We start from the raw sequence: 17,556 nt of genomic DNA, 5'->3' as shown, positions 1-17,556 counted from the left end.
CTGGGTGTGGTCGGGTCAGCGGGCGGTTGCGGTGACGCCGCGCAGGAACAGGCCGCGGAACACCAGGAAGAGGGCGAGGGTCGGCGCCGACACGATGAGCGCGCCAGCCAGGATGACGGGCGGGCCGGTGGAGGCGTAGGCGTTGCTGAGGGTTGCCAGGGCCGCCATGACCGGCTGGACCTCGGGGCTGCGGCTGAGGGTGATGCCGAGCAGCAGGTCGTTCCAGACGGCCGTGAACTGGAAGAGGAAGGCCGCGCCGAGGCCCGCCCTCATGAGGGGGACGTGGACGCGCCAGAAGATCTGCCGGAAGGAGGCGCCGTCGAGCAGGGCAGCTTCCGTCAACTCCGGTGGCATCGTGGTCATTTGGTTGCGGACGAGGAAGAAGGCGAAGGGCACCGCCCAGGCCGTGTACACGAGCATCAGGCCGATCCTCGTGTCGTACAGGCCGGCGTCCGCGTAGAGGCCGAAGAGCGGGGCGAGGAAGATCTGGAGGGGGAAGAGGGTGCCGGAGTAGATCAGCCAGAACCAGAACGCGGGCCTCGGGATCGGCAGCACGACGACGGCGAAGGCCGCCATGGCCGCCACCAGGACCGCTGCGACGCCGCAGACCACCGAGTAGAGCAGCGAGGCCTGGAAGCTGTCGCCGATGCCGGCCACGTCCCAGGCGGTCCTGAGGTTCTCCCACAGGGCGAAGCCCTGGACGGTCCACTCGGGCCTGCCGGCGTATTCGGCGGCCGGTGTCAGGGCGTTGACGACCAGCAGGTACAGCGGGGCCAGCCAGAGCACCACGCAGCCGGTGACGAGGATGTTGCGCACCACGCGTCCCATCACGCTTCTCCCCTCTCAGCTCTCGGCTCTCGGCTCTCAGCCCTTGGCGGTGTCGGTGTCGGGCATCTGGCGGCGCAGATACATCCAGGACGAGGCGACGACGATCACCGAGAGGACGAGCGCGATCGCCGAGCCGTAGCCCACGTGGAAGAGCCGGAACGCCTCCCGGTACATGCTCAGGGCGAGGGTCTCCGAGGAGCGGGACGGGCCGCCCTTGGTGAGGATCCAGATCATGTCGAACGCCTTGAGGCTGTTCACGATCGCCATGCCCACCACGACGACGGTCACGGCGCGCAGCTGGGGCAGCGTGATGTGCCGGAACATCCGCCAGCCGCCCGCCCCGTCCAGCGCGGCCGCCTCGACGGTCTCGCGCGGGATGGCGCGCAGGCCGATGGCGAAGAGGACGACGTTCAGGCCGGTCGCCTGCCACGTACTGGCGACGATCATCGAGAGGGTGTTCTGCGGCCATTCCAGGAGCCAGGTCTGCGCCCAGCCGTCGAGGCCGATGCCGCGCAGCACCTGGTTGACGGCGCCGTCCGAGGTCAGCATGGAGTTCCACAGGACGGCGGTGGCCGTGGCCGAGATCGCGTACGGCAGCACGATGATCAGCTGCACGATGCCGCCGAAGCGCATCCGATGGGTGGCGACGGCGATGAGCAGTCCGGCGAGGACGGGCAGGAGCAGCGTACCGGCCACCCACAGGAGGGTGTTGAGCAGCGACCTGCCGAAGATCGGGTCGTCGGTGAGGCGCGCGTAGTTGTCCAGGCCCGTGAAGCGGCTGGTGAAGCCGTTGTCCTCGAAGAAGCTGCCGTAGACGCTGCGGAGGAAGGGATAGACCAGCAGGACGCCGACGAGGGCGAAGGCGGGCAGCGCCCAGGGCAGGGCGGCCAGGGGGCCGCCCAGCCTGCCGCCGCCCGCCTTCGCGGCCTGGTGCGGGGTGCGCACGGGCACCCGGCGGCGTACGCGCACCGGCTTCACGGCCCCGTGCCCGGCGGAGGTGGCGGTCCCGGTCATGTCTTCTCCGCCTCCCGCCACACGCGCCACGCCTCGTCGGCGCGGCCCTGCATGGTGCGCAGCGTCTCCCGGGCCGAGGAGGGGTTCAGGAGGAAGCCGGCGAGGTCGTCGACGGTCGCCTCGACGAGTTCGGGCGGGCCCTGCTCCCAGAAGCGGTTGAGCAGCCACAGCTTGTCGCCGCGCACCTTCGCGGCGAGGGAGCCGATGACGGGGTTGGCGGCCGCCACCCGCGGGTTGGGGCAACCGTCCTGGAGTGTGTGCGAGAAGGCCTTCATGACGGCGGGGTGCAACCAGCTGCGGGTGGCTTGCAGCGCCTCCGTACGGTCGGGTCCCTTGACGGTGGCGACAAGGGCGCTGGACTCGAAGATGACGGCGGGCCGGGCCTTCGGATCGGCCATCGGAAGCACGAAGGCGCCGAGGTTCTTCCCCGGCTCGCCGCCCGCCCCCGCGAGCGTGGAGCCGAGCCAGGTGCCGCAGGGCACCATGCCGACCTCGCCGTGCAGCATGGCGGCGGCCGCGTCGGGGTGGTTCATGTCCATGGGCGTGAACCAGTCCTTGTCGAAGAAGGACGCGATGGTGCGCAGGGCGCGTTCGGCGCGGGGGTCGGTGTACCGCTCGCGGCCGTTCATCAAGTCGTCGTAGAAGACGGGGTCCTGGCGGCTGAGGATCTCCTGGAACCAGATGAACGAGGGCCAGCGGCCGTCGGCCGTGCCGTGCAGCGGGGTGACGCCGCCTTTCTTCAGTCGCGTACAGGCGGCGAGGAAGGCGCCCCAGGTCTCGGGGGACTTCAGCCGGTGCTCGCGGAAGACCTGGGGGTTGTAGAAGAACACCCAGTACGCGAGGTTCATCGGCAGGCCGTAGACGCGCCGCCGGTAGGTGAACGCCTCGCGCAGGGAGGCGTCGACCCAGCCTTTGGCGACGGCGCGGTCCCACTGCCGGGTCAGATCCTCGATGCCGCCGGTGCGGGCGAGGTCCCGCAGGCGGTAGCCGGACCAGTACTTGAGCATGTCCGGTGTCCTGCTGGTCCGCAGCGAGGACTTCACGACCTGCTCGAACGACTCCAGGGACGGGTTGACCTCGGGGACCATGCGCAGCGTCGCCACCGTTCTCATGGCCGCGCCGGCGGCGGCCATCGGCTTCTCCCACGCCGGGCTGTCGCCGAGGACGGCGACCTCGCCCGGGGGCCGGCCCTCGGCGGTGCCGCAAGCGGCGGCGAGGACGCCGGTCGTGACGGCGGTCGCGGCGGTGAGGAGGACGGTGCGGCGGTCAGGGCTTACGGGCGGCACGGCCGGCGCGCGGTGTGCGCTCGGCACGCGCTGTCCGCTCGGCGCGCTCGGCTCGTCCGGTGTTCTCGGCCCCGGGTGACGACGACCTGACATGGCTGGCCCCCTCAGGTGTGCGTGACTCGCCCCTTGTTAGCGTTAACACGGACGTCATGGAGCTTCCTGGCGGGCGCATGGGATGTCAATGGTTCGAGAAGCCGCTCGTTCGGCCGACTCCCTGATGTGCGGCGTCCGGGCTCCGGTCCACTGCGCCCAGCAGCGCGCTGACCGGGCAGTACGGGTGGTCCGGGCGGTCTAAGGTGTGTCGATGCAGCTCCTCCCGCCGCCGCGGATACCGGCGAACGAACTCCGGCCCGGCCGTCACTGGTATGTCACAGCGGTCGCGAGCGCCGTCGTGCTGATCGCGCTGGGCGTGGCCCTCGCCGTATACCGGATCAACGACGCGATCGACGCGGTGGACACCGGCCGGCAGTTCGCCAACGGCGACACCGTCACCCTGCGGCTGGAGCCGGAGGACGAGAAGTCGATCTGGGTCAAGTACCCGGGCCGGTCGCCCGGCCCGGAGTGCGACATCACCGGGCCGGGCGACCCGGGCCTCACCGATCCGGGCACCGACGTGTTCCTCACCCGTGACGAAACATGGCATCTGCTCTACGCCATCGACGTGCAGCGGGCAGGCGACCACGCGGTCACCTGCTCGTCGCCGGCCCTCTCCCGGTACGCCGTCGGGGACCCCGGAGGCCTGGTCTCGCTCGCGGGCCGGCTGATCCCGGCCGTCGCTCTGCCCGTCCTCGGGATCGGCGTCTGCGCCGCCATCGTCGTCGTCACCGCCGTCCGGCGCAGACGCCATCGCAAGCGGCTACTGGCGGCTCTCCGGAGGCCGAATGGTCTGGCCGAGGCGCACCAGGGATCCAGCCCGGGCGCACCACGGATCTAGCCCCCGGCCGCCATCGCCGACGTGCCGCATAGGTGATGAACCCTTGCTCCAGGCTCCTGGATCCGACAGGGGTCATCGGGGCGTCGGCGTGTTGGCCCGCAGGAGTGCGGCTCCGAGCGGTGTCAGGGTGTGCAGCACGGATGACGCGTATCGGTGGCTGACGACCAGGCCGGCGTCCCGCAGGGCCGTGACGTGCTGGCTGGCCGAAGGCGCCGATACCCCTGCGGCGCGGGCGAGTTCGCCGGTGGTGGCTCCCGCGGCGACGGCGCGCAGGACGGCGGCGCGGGTGCGGCCGAGCAGGGACGCCAGGGGCGCGCCGGATCCCAGGTCCGCCGGGAGCGCCGTGCGGTGGGGCTCGTGGTTGAGTGCGTAGAGCAGGACGGGGTCCAGCGTCGTGTCGCTGAAGGACACCGGGTTCCCCCAGCAGAAGTAGGACGGGACCAGGAGCAGTCCGCGGCCGTCGAGGTGCAGGTCACGGTCCTCGGGATAGACGGTGTGCAGGACCGGGCGCCGCCATTGGAGGCCCGGCCCCAGGCCCTGGAGAACGCCTTCGGTTCCATGGCCGAGTACGGCGCGGGCACGCGCGGACCGCTCGGCTTCGATGCGGGCTCGGATGCGGTCGCCGTACGGGGCGATGATGGTGTCGTGGTAGTCGCGCAGGGCTTGGACCAGTTCCCGGCGTGTGTCCGGCTCGGCGAGGCGGTGCGCCCAGGCGGGGGCGCCGCTGGTGCGGTCGAGGATGCTGATCTCGTGCAGGACCCGGCGTCGCGGCGTGCTCAGGATGGCTTCCAGCCCGGCATCGAGCCCGTCGACGCTCTCGGGAGGGGTGAGGAAGTCGGGGAAGTACGTGGCGCGCGGGACCAGTGGCAGCAAGAGGGTACGCAGGGTGCGGTTGAACCCGGTGGCGTGCAGTCGGGTCCGGGAGGTGCGGTACCAGTCCGCGTAGGCCCAACGCCCTTGGCGGGACTGGAAACGGTGCAGGCTCGTGCAGATCTCCCAGAGAGGGTCGGGGGCGGCCGCGATACGTGTCCGGTTCAGGTCGGCATCGGTGAAGTGGATGCGGAGCATTCGTTTCCCCCTTGTGGCCAGGGTTCTCAGCCGAACCAGAGCCCTGGCTAGCCCAGGGCGCGGGCCCGTTCCAGCACCTCGGCCGGGGCCTTGGCCACCGAGCCGGTGTCGAAGGGAGGTTGCGGGTCGTACTCGGTGTAGAGCTGGATGGCCTGGGCGGTCACCTCGTCGGTGAGCAGGGCGACCAGCCGGATGGCCATGTCGATGCCGGAGGAGACTCCGGCCGAGGTGATCACCCGGTCGTGGCGGACCACCCGCTCGGGGGTGTAGACGGCGCCGTACGCCTCCAGGTCGGCGGCCGCGTCCCAATGGGTGGTGGCGGTCAGTCCGTCCAGGAGGCCGGCCGCGCCCAGCACCAAGGAGCCGGTGCAGACGGAGGTGGTGAAGCGGGTGCCGGCGTGGATCCGGCGCACCCAGTCCAGGAATTGGGGGTCGCCGACCATGGTCTGGAAGCTGCCCCCGCCCGGGATCAGCAGGACGTCGCAGTGTTCGACCTCGGAGTACCCGGTCGGTACGTGCACCGGCAGGGAGCCCAACACGTCCCGTACCAGGCCGGGTTCGGCGCCCACGAACCGCACGGTGGCGTCCGGCACGTATCCGAGGATCTCGTACGGCCCGATCGCGTCGAGCGGCTCGAAGCGGTCGAAGAGCGGGATCACTATGTCCATGCGCGGCAGCATATCCAGCGTCCGGTCATACCTGGCCGGTTGCTCGGGGCTTCATGGCCGGGCGGCGTCGCCGATACGCGGGCCCGGATTCGCGGACTCCGGCCGCCCCTCGCGCACGAGCCGTCGCGCCAGCATGTGGGTCCCGGCCGTGGCCGCCGCGGCGAGTGCGAGGCCTCGCACGGCGTCACGGGGGCGTGCGGGACGCAGGACGCCCGCGTCCCGCAGTCGGCCACGGGCCCAGAGAGTGAAGGGGATCACCACCAACGGCGAGGTGGCGGATCCCGGCGTGTACGAGCGGACGGCGGCGGCCTGCGCCAGGTGCACCAGGCCGTGCATCCCGAAGCCGTTGAGAGCGGCCTGGTAGAAGGCGGAGCGGCCGCCGGTGCGGTGCCCGTCGGCGGCGGCCGCGGCCACCACGACGCCCATTCCGGCGACCGCGGCCGTGAACTCCCGCCGGTCGACCGACTCCAACTGCCGCCATATGCGCTCCGGTACGCGCGGGAACCGTTCTCGCAGTTCAGGCACCCGGGCATGGGCCCAGCCCGGCACCGAGGCCACTTCCTCCGCGTCGTGCAGCGCCCACGCGGCCAGCAGTCCGAACGTCACGCCGACGCCGACGCCGACTCCACTGCCGCTGCCACTGCCACTGCCGCTGCCGCTGCCGCTGCCGCCCACAGTCGTTTCACATCTGCTCATGGCCAGGCAGTCTGCCAGTCCCCCTTGTCACACGGATGCCAAAAAGCCGCCCCAGGACACGCATCCCCACACGTAGTTGCCGTGGAAGTCGTGCATTACGTTGCCGAACCCTGGGGCCCCCGCCCCCCACCCGCCCGGAGGAGTACGTCCATGCGGATGCCCGCACAGCATCGGACCGTCGCGGCTCTCGCCGCCGTCACCGGAGTCGCCACGCTCGGCCTCGGCGCGGGCCCGGCCGCCGCCGACGCCTCGGAGCCTCTGCGCTACGTCGCGCTCGGCGACAGCTACAGCGCCGGGTCGGGCGTACTGCCCCTCGACCCGGGCGCGCCGCTTCTGTGCGCCCGCACCTCGAAGAACTACCCGCGCCTCCTCGCCGCCTCGCTCGGCGCCAAGCTGACGGACGTGACCTGCGGCGGAGCCCAGACCAAGGACTTCACCACGGCGCAATACCCGGGCGTCGCCCCGCAGTTCGACGCGTTGAAGAGCGACACGGAACTGGTCACGCTCACCATCGGCGGCAACGACAACAACACGTTCATCAACGCGATCCTCGCCTGCGGCACCTCGGGCGTCCTCTCCGGCGGCAAGGGCTCCCCCTGCAAGGACACGTACGGCAACACCTTCAAGGACCAGATCGAGTCCAAGACCTACCCGGCGATCAAGGCCTCCCTCAACCAGATCAAGGCCAGATCGCCGAAGGCCGAAGTCGCGATCCTCGGCTATCCGTGGATCACCCCGGCGAAGGCCGTCCCCGGCTGCTTCGCCAAGATGCCCGTCGCGGAAGGCGATGTCCCCTACCTCCGCGATCTCCAGGCCCACTTGAACGGAGCCGCGCAGCGCGCCGCGTCCGAGACCGGCACCACGTTCGTCGACATGGCCGCCGCCTCCGACGCCCACGACGCCTGCCGCCCGGCGGGCGAGCGGTGGATCGAGCCCGTGCTGTTCGGCACGAACTTCGTGCCCGTGCACCCGAACGCCGCCGGAGAGGCCGGCATGGCCGCGCGGGCCGCCGAGGTCCTCAACCTGCCCTGACGGCGACGGGAACGCCGGGCGGCCACACCGCCCAGCCCGGCGAACCCGCCCATACCGGGCTCCCCGCGTGCGGGCCGGCGGTGAGCGGCTGCGATCCTGGTCATGTGACCGGAATCAAGTGGCCCACCAGCAAGAACCGCTTCGGGCGGACCCTACGAGCGGGCGTCGGCGGCGTCCTGCTCCTCGCCGCCCTCGGCCCGCTCGCCGCCTGCTCGTCCGACGCCCCGGGCCGCGACGGGTCCGGCACGTCCGCGGGCCGCCCCTCCGGTTCCGCCGACGGCGTCCGCCGGCCACCCGCCGACGCGGCCTTCGACTACCAGCTGGGCGGCCCCTACCGGCCGCCCGCGAAGGTACGGGCCGTCGCCCGCGACCGCACCGCCGACCCCGCCCCCGACCGCTACAACATCTGCTACGTCAACGCCTTCCAGGCCCAGCCCGGCAAGGAGGCCGCGCGCTGGTGGCAACGCGAGCACCCCGAGCTGCTGCTGCGCGGCGAGGACGGGCGGACGGTCGTCGACGAGGACTGGCAGGAGCCCCTGCTGGACATCTCCACCAAGGCCAAGCGTTCCGCGCTGGCCGAAGTCGTCGGCGAGTGGATCGAGGGCTGCGCGCGGGACGGCTTCGACGCGGTGGAGCCGGACAATCTCGACTCCTACGAACGCTCCGACGGCCTGCTCACCGCCGACGACGCGGCGTCCTTCGCCCGCCTCCTGGCCCGCCGCTCCCACGACGAGGGCTTGGCCATCGCCCAGAAGAACACCACCGACCTGCTGGACCGCCGCCGCACCATCGGCTTCGACTTCGCCGTGACCGAGGAGTGCGCCCGCTACCAGGAGTGCAGGGCCTTCGAAGAGGCGTACGAAGGGAGGGTCTTCGACATCGAGTACGAGACGGAGGACTTCACCGCCGCCTGCCGCTCCTGGGGCAAGGAACTGTCGGTGACCTTGCGCGATCGTGATGTGCGGCCCAAGGGCGAGGCGGGGTACGTGTACCGGCACTGCTGAGTGGCCGTCAGAAGAATTCGTCGAGGAGCCGGTAGAACGCCAGGCGGTCCTCGTCGACGGTGACCTTCCCCGCGACCCTCTGGAGGTACCGCTCCACGAAGCGCTCCGCGCACTCCGGGCCGAACCACGGGTCGTCCTCGCTCACCAACTCCCGCAGGACGATGGCGAGATCGGCGTGCCGGTCCGCGCGGCCGAGGCGGACCACGTCGATGACTCCGGTGACGCGGCAGGTCTCCGGGTCGATCAGCACGTTCTCCGGGGTGAGGTCGCCGTGGGTGACCACCAGGTCCTCCGAGGCGGGGCGGGTGCGGTGCAGCACTTGCAGGAGGCGCTCACCCGACCAGCCCGCGCGCTCCTCGTCGAGATCGTCCAGCGCGACGAGGCCTTCGTGGACGTTGCGGACGGCCTGCGCCGCCGTCACCGCGAGGCTCCGGTCGAACGGGCAGTCGGCGAGGGGCAGTTCATGCAGGGCGGCAGTGATGTCCGCGAGCGCCTCGGCCACGGCGGGACGCCTGTCCTCGGGCAGCCGCTCGGCGGCCGGCCTGCCCGGCACCGCCTCCGTCACCAGCCACGCCACGTCCCCGTCGGTGCCCCGCTCGACGATGCGGGGCACCGGGATGCCCCGCCCGGCGAGCCAGGCGAGGCGGTCGGCCTCGCCCGAGAGGCCGTACGTGGCGGCGGCGACCTTGACGTACAGATCGGGCCCGGCACCACCCGTGTCGGTGAGGCGGTGCACCTCGGCGCCCGACGCGCCACTCGCCGCGGGGGTCCATCGATACGCGGCGTACCGCGCGCGCAAATCGTGTCCGGCACTGTCCATGATCAGGAGCATGGCATCAGTCCGGTCGAAGCCCCACTGATTTTTAGCGCCCCGGGGACGGAGGCGGAGGCGGTTTGGGCGCGCCGCGCGGCGGGGCGATCTTGCCGTACGTCACCGGGGTGCCGGCCGTGTCCCCGCCCGCCGCGGCCGGGGCCGGGGTCCCGACGGGCGGGAGCAGGGCGTCGCGGTGGGCGCCCGGGTCCCAGCCCGTCTCCACGACCCGCTTCTGGACGACGACCGCCCCGAGCAGGACGGCGACGCCGATCAGCAGCGTCAGGACGACACCACCGGCCCCGCCCGCCTTGGCCGCGTACCCGATGAGCGTGCCGAACCAGCCGAAGTCGGCGTCGCCGAACGTGGTGTTCTCCTCGCCGAAGGCGCCGAGGACCTTCAGGAGCAGCGCGGGCAGCAAGGTGATGAGGACGCCGTTGACGAAGGCGCCGAGGGCCGCGCCCCGGCGGCCGCCGGTCGCGTTGCCGTAGACGCCGGCCGCGCCGCCGGTGAAGAAGTGCGGGACGAGGCCCGGCAGGACGAGGGCGATTTCGAACGCGGGGTGGAGGATCCAGGCGAGCAGGCCGAGGCTGACGAGGCCGCCGATGAAGCTGGAGACGAAGCCGACGAGGACGGCGTTCTGGGCGTAGGGGAAGACGATCGGCGCGTCGAGCGAGGGCACCGCCCCCGGCACCAGCTTGCGCGCGATGCCCTGGAAGGCGGGCACGAGTTCACCGAGGATGGTGCGGACGCCGAAGAGGATCACGGCGACGGCGATGCCGAACTGAAGGCCCTGCATCACGGACTGCATGACGTAGTCGCCGACGCCGCTCGCGCCCGCCGCGCCGTTCTCACCGAACGCCTTGAACGCGGCCTCCTTGCCCACTTTGCCGAGGAAGACGAGCGACATGACGAGGTGGATCAGCACCATGGACAGGGCGGTCGCCACCATCGAGTCGCGCAGGAACCGCAGCCCTTCGGGGAGGTTCATCTCCTCGGTGGAGCGGCTGCGGCGCCCCACCAGCCGGCCCGTCGCTCCCGCCGCGATGTATCCGGCCGTCCCGAAGTGGCCGATCGCCACGCTGTCGTTGCCGGTGACGCGTTTCGTCCAGGGGTGCGCGAAGGCCGGCAGCGCCACCAGGAGGATGCCGAGCAGTACGCCGCCCACGACGACCACGACCCACGACGCCTGCCCCGAGCCGGCGAGCACCATGGTCAACAGAGTCGCCATGAACAGCATGTGGTGGCCGGTCAGGAAGACGTAGCGCAGAGGTGTGAAGCGGGCGAGGAGCAGGCTGACCGCGAAGCCGAGGATCATGAGCCAGGCGACGCGGGCGCCGTACTTCTCCTGGGCGATGCCGACGATCGCCTCGTTGGTGGGGATCACGCCGTGCGCTCCGGTGGCGCCCTGGATCATCTCGCCGAGCGGGGCCAGGGCGCCGACGACGAGGGTGGCGCCCGCCCCGATCAGCAGGAAGCCGAGCGTGGCCTTGATGGCACCACCGACGATCTGCCCGGCGGACTTCTTCAGCGCGATCAGTCCGGCGGCGGTGATGAGGCCGATGAGGTACGCGGGTTGGCTGAGGATTTCGTCGACGAGGAACTCGGCGATCGACACGAGCCAGTCCATGGTGGGTTCTTTCTCCTTGCCCGGGTCGTCGTCAGGCGTCGTAGGGGTCGCGGACGTCGTAGGTGCCTCGGACGTCGTACGTGTCGCCGACGTCATAGGTGTCGCGAAGGACGCGGTCGGCCTCGGCCGGGCTGGTGAAGTCCTCCACGACCTTCACCGGGATGCCGACATCGCCGAGCGTCCTGGCGATCTCCCGCGAGGTGAGGATGGCGACGGCCTCGTTCGCCTTGCCCTTGGCCGAGATGGTGTCCGTCGCCTCGACGGTGACGTACGCGCTCCACCCCCAGCGGTCCAGGACGCCTTCGAGGGTCTGTTTGAGGAACAGACTTGTGCCGACGCCGTTGCCGCACACGGTCAGGATCTTGTGCGGCTCTCCGCCGCCGCGCGCCGCGGCCGGCTCTCCGGCCGCGAGAAGGGCGTGCACGGCCTGCGGCGTGGGGGCCTCGCGCAGGACACGCGCGGTGCCGGGGTCCGCGAGCAGCCGGGCGAGCGCGCCCATCGCCGCGGTGTGTTCGCGAGCGTCCTCGGCGGCGAGGCCGACGACCAGTTCGACGGGGTCGTTGCTCTCGTGCCCGAACTCCACGGGCTCGGCGAGCCGCACCCAGGACATGCCGGTGCCGAGGACCGCGGGCGAGGGCCGGGCGTGGGCGAAGGCGAGGCCGGGGGCGATGACGATGTACGGCCCGTTCCGCTCGACGTTCTCGATCATCTCGGCCGTGTACGTGTCCGTGGCGGCGCCGGTCGCGACCATCAGGTCACCGGCGCGCCGGACGGCTTCGCGCCAGTCGGCCGCCGGGGCGTCGAGGAGGACGGCTTCCACGGGGAGGATCTCGTTCAGCGCTGCCATGCACATGATTCTCGCCGACGTGCGCGGGCCGCCTGTCACATCGACGGCGGATGCCGGGACCCGGCCGGGGTGGATGTCGCCGCTCCCGGCCGGGTCCGTGGGGCGTGCCGCTCAGCGCGTGGTGTCGACGACCTGCCAGCGCTGGTTGGCACCGGAGTTCGGTGTCCAGGTCGTCACGGCGGCTCCGTCGTGCGTGGCCTGCCCGCCGACTTCGAGGAGGCGCCCGGTGGCGGCGTTGATGAGGGTCCATGTCCCGTCACCGGTCGTCGACATCAGCCACTGGGCGGATGTACGCGCGTGGCCCCGGTCGGGCTCCAGCACGGGGGCGCCGTCCCGGACGGCCAGGCGCTTGCCGTCCGCCTGGGAGGTGACGACGTAACGCTGCCTGCTGCCGGTGTCGCCACCGGTCGGGCGCAGCTGCCAGCGCTGCGCGGTGTCACCCTCCTTCGCGGCCTTGATGACGAGGCCGGTGCCGTCGGCGGCGGTGGTGAGGTCCTTGCCGCTCTGCACACCGGTCAGCTGGTAGCTGTGGCCCTGCTGCGGCAGGGCCGCGTCCTTGGCGACGCCGGAGACGCCGTCGACGACGAAGGAGGTCACCGACTCCGCGGGCACGGTGAAGGTGGCCTTCCGGTCGGTGACCTCGACCGCCTCGTGCCGTTCGAGTCTGCCCCCGGCGCTGGTCACCACCGGTGTGACCGTGGCACCGCGGCTGACCCGGCCGAACTTGGACAGGTCGACGGTGACCGCGCGGTCCGCGGTGGTGCGGTTGACGTGGACGACGGTGGCCCCCCTGCCGTTCTTGGCGACGGCGGCGGCGCTGGAGGTGTCGTCGACCTTGATGAGACGGTCGCCGGGCTTGATGTAGTGCGTGAAGTTGCGGGCCGTGTCGAACTTCGTGTTCGTACGGATGGGGCAGGTCGCGAGCGTGTCCTTGGCGGTGCAGCTGAACGGCAGCTGGATGCTGCCCCAGTTGCCGCCCTTCGCGGACTCCCCGCCGGGCTTCATGTTGTCGTAGTCCTCCACGGGCTGCCAGAAGACCCAGCCGCGGGGCTCCAGTTCGCGCAGGTCGTCGACCATGTGCTGGGCGAGGCCGAGGCCGGGCGACATGTCGTCGAAGTCCTGGCCGTCGCCCCAGTCGCCTTCGACCTCGCTCATCCACAGCGGTTTGTCCGCCGCCTTCGCCAGGTCGCGTACGGTCGTCCGGCCGCCGGTGCCGTAGGTGTGCACGTTCATCCGGGCGACCAGGGAGCGGACCTGGTCGGGGTAGGTGTTCCAGTTCTGGGCGAAGATGCCCGGGTTGGTCTCGTCCATCGCGGAGATCTTCGCGTCCGTCCCGGACTCCTTCAGCACGGGGGCGAGGGAACGGATGACCTTCTGCTGGAGTTCGGGACCGATGTGGGCGCCCTCCTGGCGGCCGCCCACCGGCTGGCCGTCGGGGCCGAGGCGGGTGCTCCAGTAGGTCGTGTTCGGCTCGTTGAACGGGTCGAGGGTGTCGACCTTGATGCCGTGCGCCTTCTCCAGGCGCTCGGTGGCGCCCGTGAGGTAGGCGGCGAAGTCGTCGACCGATTCGGTCTTGAGCTGGTCGTCCGCGGCGTTGAAGCCACCGGAGACGTATCCGCTCTTGGTCATGAACCAGGGTGGGGAGTTGCTGAAGGTCTCCCAGTGGTCGATGTCGTTCTTGATCCGGTCGACCCACCAGCGCTGGGCGGCGTCGGCGCCGGGCTTCCAGTGCGCCGGGTCGTCGGCGTCCCACCAGTCGGTGTCCTCGCGGGTGGTGCCCTCCGGGGCCTTCCACCAGCCCTCGACCGCTCCCCCGGCGCGCAGGTAGTCCCTGACGTCCGGGGCGTTGCCGCCGCCGATGTTGTAGCGGGCGATGTTCAGGGCGAGGCCGTCGTCGTCGAAGAGGAGGCTCGCCAGCTTCTGGCGTATCTCCTCGGGGTAGCCGCCCGTGGCGTTGGCGAACCAGACGAGGCTGGTCCCCCAGCCCTGGAACTTCTGCTGCTGGTAGGAGGGGTCGGGCCGGACGGTGACGGCGGCGGCCGCCGCGGCCGTCGGCTGCGGGACGGTGACCAGGGCGGCCCCGGTGGCGAGTGCAGTGACACCGACGGTCCGGATGAGGCGTCGCGTGCGGTTACGGCGTGCCAACGTGTGCTCCCAACTCGTGTGCGGTCGCTGCGGAGTGGCGCTGTACAGAGAGGTCGGGCGGCGGGGGCGTGGTCAGTCGGCGGGCTGTCGCAGCACGGCGACGCCCCTGGGCGGCAGGACGAGGACGCCTCCACCGCTGTCGTCACGCTTCGGCCCGATCACGAGCTCGCCGGTCAGCCCGGGCACGGGCACCGGCTGGTCGGTCCGGTTGACGAGGAACAGATAGCGGCTGTCGGCGCCGCGCCGTACGGCGAGTTCGACGCGGCCCCGCGCGGCCGGCGGCAGTTCGCTGTCGACACCGGCGGCGGCGAGGAGTCGCGGCAGCAGCGCGGTGAGGCCGTCGGCGCCCAGGCGGGTGGAGACGTACGAGGCCGAGCCGTGGCCCGCCGTCCGGCGCGTGACGGCGGGGCGGTCGGTGTACGCGCCGGTCCGGTACCGGGCGAGGATCTCCACCTCGGGGCCGGTGACGGTGATCCGGTCGGTCCACACCGTGCCCGTGGTGGAGTTGTCCAGCTCGACGCCGTCGTCGGCGGGCAGCGGCCCGAACTCCTCGATGCGGATGCCGAGGAGCTCCCGCAGGGCGCCGGGGTGGCCGCCGAGCCAGATGTGGTCGTTCTCGTCGACGACTCCGGAGAAGTACGTGGTGACCAGGTGGCCGCCGCTCTCGACGTAGCGCGTCAGGTCCTTGGCCAGCGTTTCGGGGATCACGTGGAGCACGGGCGCGATCAGCAGGTCGTACGTGTCGAGGTCACAGCGCGTGGTGACGACGTCGGCCCGGATGCCGAGGGCGAGGAGGGCGGAGTACCAGTCGAGGGCCTCTTGGTGATAGTCGAGGAGCGAGGTGGGGTGGGAGTCCTGTTCGCTCGTCCACCACGACTCCCAGTCGAAGAGGACGGCGACCCGCGCGGGTTCCCTGGCGGCGCCCGTGACCGGCGCGAGCGCCTCAAGGGTGCGCCCGAGGCCGGTCACCGCGCGGAAGACCTTGCTGTCCGCCCCGGCGTGCGGGACCATCGCCGAGTGGTACTTCTCGGCGCCCGCCGCCGACTGGCGCCACTGGAAGAAGCAGACGGCGTCGGCTCCGTGCGCGACATGCAGCAGCGAGTCGCGGGCCAGGTCGCCGGGTCGCTTGGGGACGTTGACGGGCTGCCAGTTGACGGCGCTGGTGGAGTGCTCCATGAGGAACCACGGGCGGTGGCCCGCGATGCCGCTGGTGAGGTTGGCGCAGAAGGACAGCTCGTCCCGCGCCTGGGGCCCGGGGCGCACGTAGTGGTCGTTCGAGACGAAGTCGACCTCGTGCGCCCAGTCGGCGTAGTTCATGCCCTTGATGCCGCCCATCACCATGAAGTTCGTGGTGACGGGGGTGTCCGGGGTGATCTCGCGCAGGACGTCCCGCTCGGCGCGCAGGTACTCCTTCAGCGCGTCGGAGGAGAACCTCTTGAAGTCCAGCTGCTGCGTGGGGTTGGGGTGCGACGCGGCGAGGCGGGGCGGCAGGATCTGCTGCCAGTCGCTGTAGTGCTGGGACCAGAAGGCGGTGCCCCACGCGTGGTTGAGGGCGTCGAGGGTGGTGTAGCGCACGCGCAGCCAGTCGCGGAAGGCGCGGGCGGCGTCGTCGGAGTGGTCGTAGACGTTGTGGCAGCCCAGCTCGTTGGAGATGTGCCAGGCCACGAGGGCCGGGTGGCCGGCGTAGCGCCCTGCGATCTCGCGTACCAGGCGCAGCGCGTACGTCTGGAAGACGGGCGAGGTGGGCCGCCAGTGCTGGCGCGCCCCCGGCCACAGGGTCTCGCCGGAGGCGGTCACCGGCAGGATCTCCGGGTGCGCCGTGGTGAGCCAGGGCGGCGGGGAGGCCGTGGCGGTGGCCAGGTCGACGCCGATGCCGCCCTCGTGGAGCAGGTCCATGACCTCGTCAAGCCAGGTGAAGTCCCAGGTACCGGCGGTGGGCTGGAGGCGGGCCCAGGAGAAGATCCCTACGGAGACGAGGTTCACGCCCGCCTCGCGCATGAGCCGGATGTCCTCCTCCCACACCTCGCGCGGCCACTGCTCGGGGTTGTAGTCGGCGCCGTACGCGAGGCGGGGGCGCGGGGTGCCGTCCGGGCCTGCCGGGAGCCGGACGGGGAGGGGGGAGGTCATGGTGGTCCTTCCGGTGCGCCGCCGCTCACGGGCGGCGCGGGGTACGGGTGGCCCGGCCGCGGGGTGGCCGGGCGGGGAGTTGCCGTCGGCTACTTCTCGACCGTGAAGCCCTGCTCGGTGCCGTACTTGACCGAGGCTTCCTGCCAGGACTCGATGCCCTTGGCCAGGGGCGTCCGGGAGACATAGGCCTTGCCGACGGTGTCGTTGAAGATCGAGTTGGCGTAGACCTGGTAGGGCAGGTACTTCCAGTCGGCGGGGACGTTCGCCGCGGACTCGGCGAAGATCTTGTTGGCCTTCTGGCCGCCGAAGTACGGGAACTCCGTGTCCTGGAACGCCTTGGACTTGAGGTCCTTGGTGGTCGCCGGGAAGGCGCCGCCCTTGATGCGGGTCCGTACGCCGTCGCCGGAGTTGGCGTACTCGATGAAGGCGTAGGCGAGTTCCTTGTTCTTGCCGAGCGCGGGCAGCGCCAGGGAGCTGCCGCCGTTCTCGGCGCTCGCCCCGGCTCCCTTCGTCCACTGCGGCAGGGGCGCGACGCGCCAGTCGCCCGCGGCGCCCTTGACCCCGGAGGCGAAGTTGGCGGGCATCCACGCGCCGATGGGCAGGGTGGCGATGGTGCCGTCACTGAGGCCCTTGTACCAGTCGTCGCTCCAGCCCACGACGGGTGCGACGAGCTTCTCGTCGATGAGCTCCTGCCACGTGTCGGTGTACTTCCTGGCGCCGGCGTCGGTGAAGTCGATGCCGACCTTGGTGCCGTCGACCTCGTACGGGCGCGAACCGGCCTGCCACAGGAGGCTGGTGGTCAGGCCCGCGTCCCCGACGTCGCTGGTGATGTACGCCTTGGGGTTCGCCTCGTGCAGCTCGCGGCCGGCTTCGACGTACTCGTCCCACGTCGTCGGCACGGCGATCTCGTACTTGTCGAAGACCTTCTTGTTGTAGAAGAGCGCCATGGGGCCGGAGTCCATGGGCAGGCCGTAGATGCCGTCGCCGGACTTCACGGAGTTCCACGGGCCCGGCGAGTAGGAGTCGCCGAGCTTGTCCGCGCCGAAGGGCGTCAGGTCGGTGACGGACTTCGTCAGGGCGTACTGGCCGAGTGCGTAGTACTCGATCTGGGCGACGTCGGGGACGCCCTTCTTCGCGGAGATGGCGTTCTGAAGGGCCTTGTACTGGTCGTTGTTGGTGCCCGCGTTGACCAGCTTGATGTCGACCTTCGGGTACTTCTTCTCGAAGTCGGCCTCGACCTGCTTGAGGGTGGGTTCCCACGCCCAGACCGTGACGGTGCCGCCCTTCTCGAGGGCGGCCTGTAGGTCGGCCGAACCCACCGGCTTCTGGCTTGAGTTGTCGTCGTCGGAGCCGCCGCAGGCACTCGCCCCGAGGACGAGGGCGCAGAGGAGACCTGTGCCGCGCAGCAGGCGGCGGGAGCGCTTGGGCATGGCGATGCTTCCACTTCTAGGGGGTGCTTGGGGAAA

At 71.2% G+C, this 17,556-nt stretch carries 15 protein-coding genes; 3 read left to right on the top strand and 12 right to left on the bottom strand.

What is annotated here, in order from left to right; translation table 11 throughout:
- Nucleotides 1-15 precede the first annotated feature (15 nt).
- Genes ACF062_RS19475 through ACF062_RS19465 form a run of 3 tightly spaced genes read right to left on the bottom strand, consistent with a single transcriptional unit; the run spans nucleotide 16 to nucleotide 3,221 of the window.
- A complete protein-coding gene (locus ACF062_RS19475; RefSeq protein ID WP_392139669.1) occupies nucleotides 16-828 on the bottom strand; it encodes a carbohydrate ABC transporter permease in 813 nt (270 codons plus the stop codon).
- Between the two features lie 36 nt (nucleotides 829-864).
- Complete coding sequence (locus tag ACF062_RS19470; RefSeq protein WP_392139667.1) at nucleotides 865-1,842, bottom strand: carbohydrate ABC transporter permease; 978 nt, start codon at nucleotides 1,840-1,842, stop codon at nucleotides 865-867.
- Nucleotides 1,839-3,221 (bottom strand): ABC transporter substrate-binding protein, encoded by a 1,383-nt coding sequence (locus ACF062_RS19465; RefSeq protein ID WP_392139665.1) that lies wholly within the window; start codon nucleotides 3,219-3,221, stop codon nucleotides 1,839-1,841. Before ACF062_RS19465 ends, ACF062_RS19470 begins: the two co-directional genes overlap by 4 nt.
- A 211-nt stretch (nucleotides 3,222-3,432) precedes the next feature.
- Here ACF062_RS19465 and ACF062_RS19460 point away from each other — a divergent pair, with 211 nt between their 5' ends.
- Complete coding sequence (locus ACF062_RS19460; RefSeq protein WP_392139664.1) at nucleotides 3,433-4,062, top strand: hypothetical protein; 630 nt, start codon at nucleotides 3,433-3,435, stop codon at nucleotides 4,060-4,062.
- Nucleotides 4,063-4,134: 72 nt separating this feature from the next.
- Here ACF062_RS19460 and ACF062_RS19455 read toward each other — a convergent pair whose 3' ends face one another.
- From ACF062_RS19455 to ACF062_RS19445, 3 genes are read right to left on the bottom strand one after another with little or no spacing between them, the layout of a single operon-like run.
- Nucleotides 4,135-5,130, bottom strand: a complete 996-nt coding sequence (locus ACF062_RS19455) for an ArsR/SmtB family transcription factor (RefSeq protein ID WP_392139662.1) — start codon at nucleotides 5,128-5,130, stop codon at nucleotides 4,135-4,137.
- A 47-nt stretch (nucleotides 5,131-5,177) separates the two neighbouring features.
- Complete coding sequence (locus tag ACF062_RS19450; protein WP_392139660.1) at nucleotides 5,178-5,798, bottom strand: DJ-1/PfpI family protein; 621 nt, start codon at nucleotides 5,796-5,798, stop codon at nucleotides 5,178-5,180.
- A gap of 51 nt (nucleotides 5,799-5,849) precedes the next feature.
- Nucleotides 5,850-6,494, bottom strand: a complete 645-nt coding sequence (locus tag ACF062_RS19445; protein ID WP_392139658.1) for an HXXEE domain-containing protein — start codon at nucleotides 6,492-6,494, stop codon at nucleotides 5,850-5,852.
- A 150-nt stretch (nucleotides 6,495-6,644) separates the two neighbouring features.
- Between ACF062_RS19445 and ACF062_RS19440 the strand changes: the two genes are divergently transcribed.
- Together ACF062_RS19440 and ACF062_RS19435 are read left to right on the top strand one after the other, a co-directional pair.
- On the top strand, nucleotides 6,645-7,526 hold the full coding sequence (locus ACF062_RS19440; protein ID WP_392139656.1) for an SGNH/GDSL hydrolase family protein: 882 nt from the start codon (nucleotides 6,645-6,647) through the stop codon (nucleotides 7,524-7,526).
- 113 nt (nucleotides 7,527-7,639) lie between these two features.
- Nucleotides 7,640-8,530 carry an endo alpha-1,4 polygalactosaminidase gene (locus ACF062_RS19435; RefSeq protein WP_392140246.1) on the top strand — a complete coding sequence of 297 codons (891 nt, stop codon included), beginning with the start codon at nucleotides 7,640-7,642 and terminating at the stop codon, nucleotides 8,528-8,530.
- A gap of 7 nt (nucleotides 8,531-8,537) precedes the next feature.
- On the opposite strand, the gene ACF062_RS19430 is transcribed toward ACF062_RS19435, so the two are convergent.
- From ACF062_RS19430 to ACF062_RS19405, 6 genes are all read right to left on the bottom strand, one after another.
- On the bottom strand, nucleotides 8,538-9,350 hold the full coding sequence (locus ACF062_RS19430; RefSeq protein ID WP_392139654.1) for an APH(3') family aminoglycoside O-phosphotransferase: 813 nt from the start codon (nucleotides 9,348-9,350) through the stop codon (nucleotides 8,538-8,540).
- Between the two features lie 43 nt (nucleotides 9,351-9,393).
- The gene (locus ACF062_RS19425) at nucleotides 9,394-10,971 is read right to left on the bottom strand and encodes a PTS ascorbate transporter subunit IIC (RefSeq protein WP_392139652.1); all 1,578 of its coding nucleotides are present in this window, start codon (nucleotides 10,969-10,971) and stop codon (nucleotides 9,394-9,396) included.
- Nucleotides 10,972-11,002: 31 nt separating this feature from the next.
- Nucleotides 11,003-11,818: a PTS sugar transporter subunit IIA gene (locus ACF062_RS19420; protein WP_392139651.1), complete on the bottom strand. Its 816-nt coding sequence runs from the start codon at nucleotides 11,816-11,818 to the stop codon at nucleotides 11,003-11,005.
- A 111-nt stretch (nucleotides 11,819-11,929) separates the two neighbouring features.
- Entirely contained in the window at nucleotides 11,930-13,963 is a 2,034-nt protein-coding gene (locus tag ACF062_RS19415; RefSeq protein WP_392139649.1) for an RICIN domain-containing protein, read from the bottom strand.
- Nucleotides 13,964-14,035: 72 nt separating this feature from the next.
- A complete protein-coding gene (locus ACF062_RS19410) occupies nucleotides 14,036-16,090 on the bottom strand; it encodes a beta-galactosidase (protein ID WP_392139647.1) in 2,055 nt (684 codons plus the stop codon).
- A gap of 89 nt (nucleotides 16,091-16,179) precedes the next feature.
- Entirely contained in the window at nucleotides 16,180-17,520 is a 1,341-nt protein-coding gene (locus tag ACF062_RS19405) for an ABC transporter substrate-binding protein (protein ID WP_392139645.1), read from the bottom strand.
- Nucleotides 17,521-17,556 lie beyond the last annotated feature (36 nt).

It is taken from the genome of Streptomyces sp. NPDC015345 (genome assembly GCF_043078805.1).
Taxonomy (GTDB): Bacteria; Actinomycetota; Actinomycetes; order Streptomycetales; family Streptomycetaceae; genus Streptomyces.
Note: the sequence above shows the minus strand (reverse complement) of the source record. Positions and strands in the feature narration are given on the sequence as shown.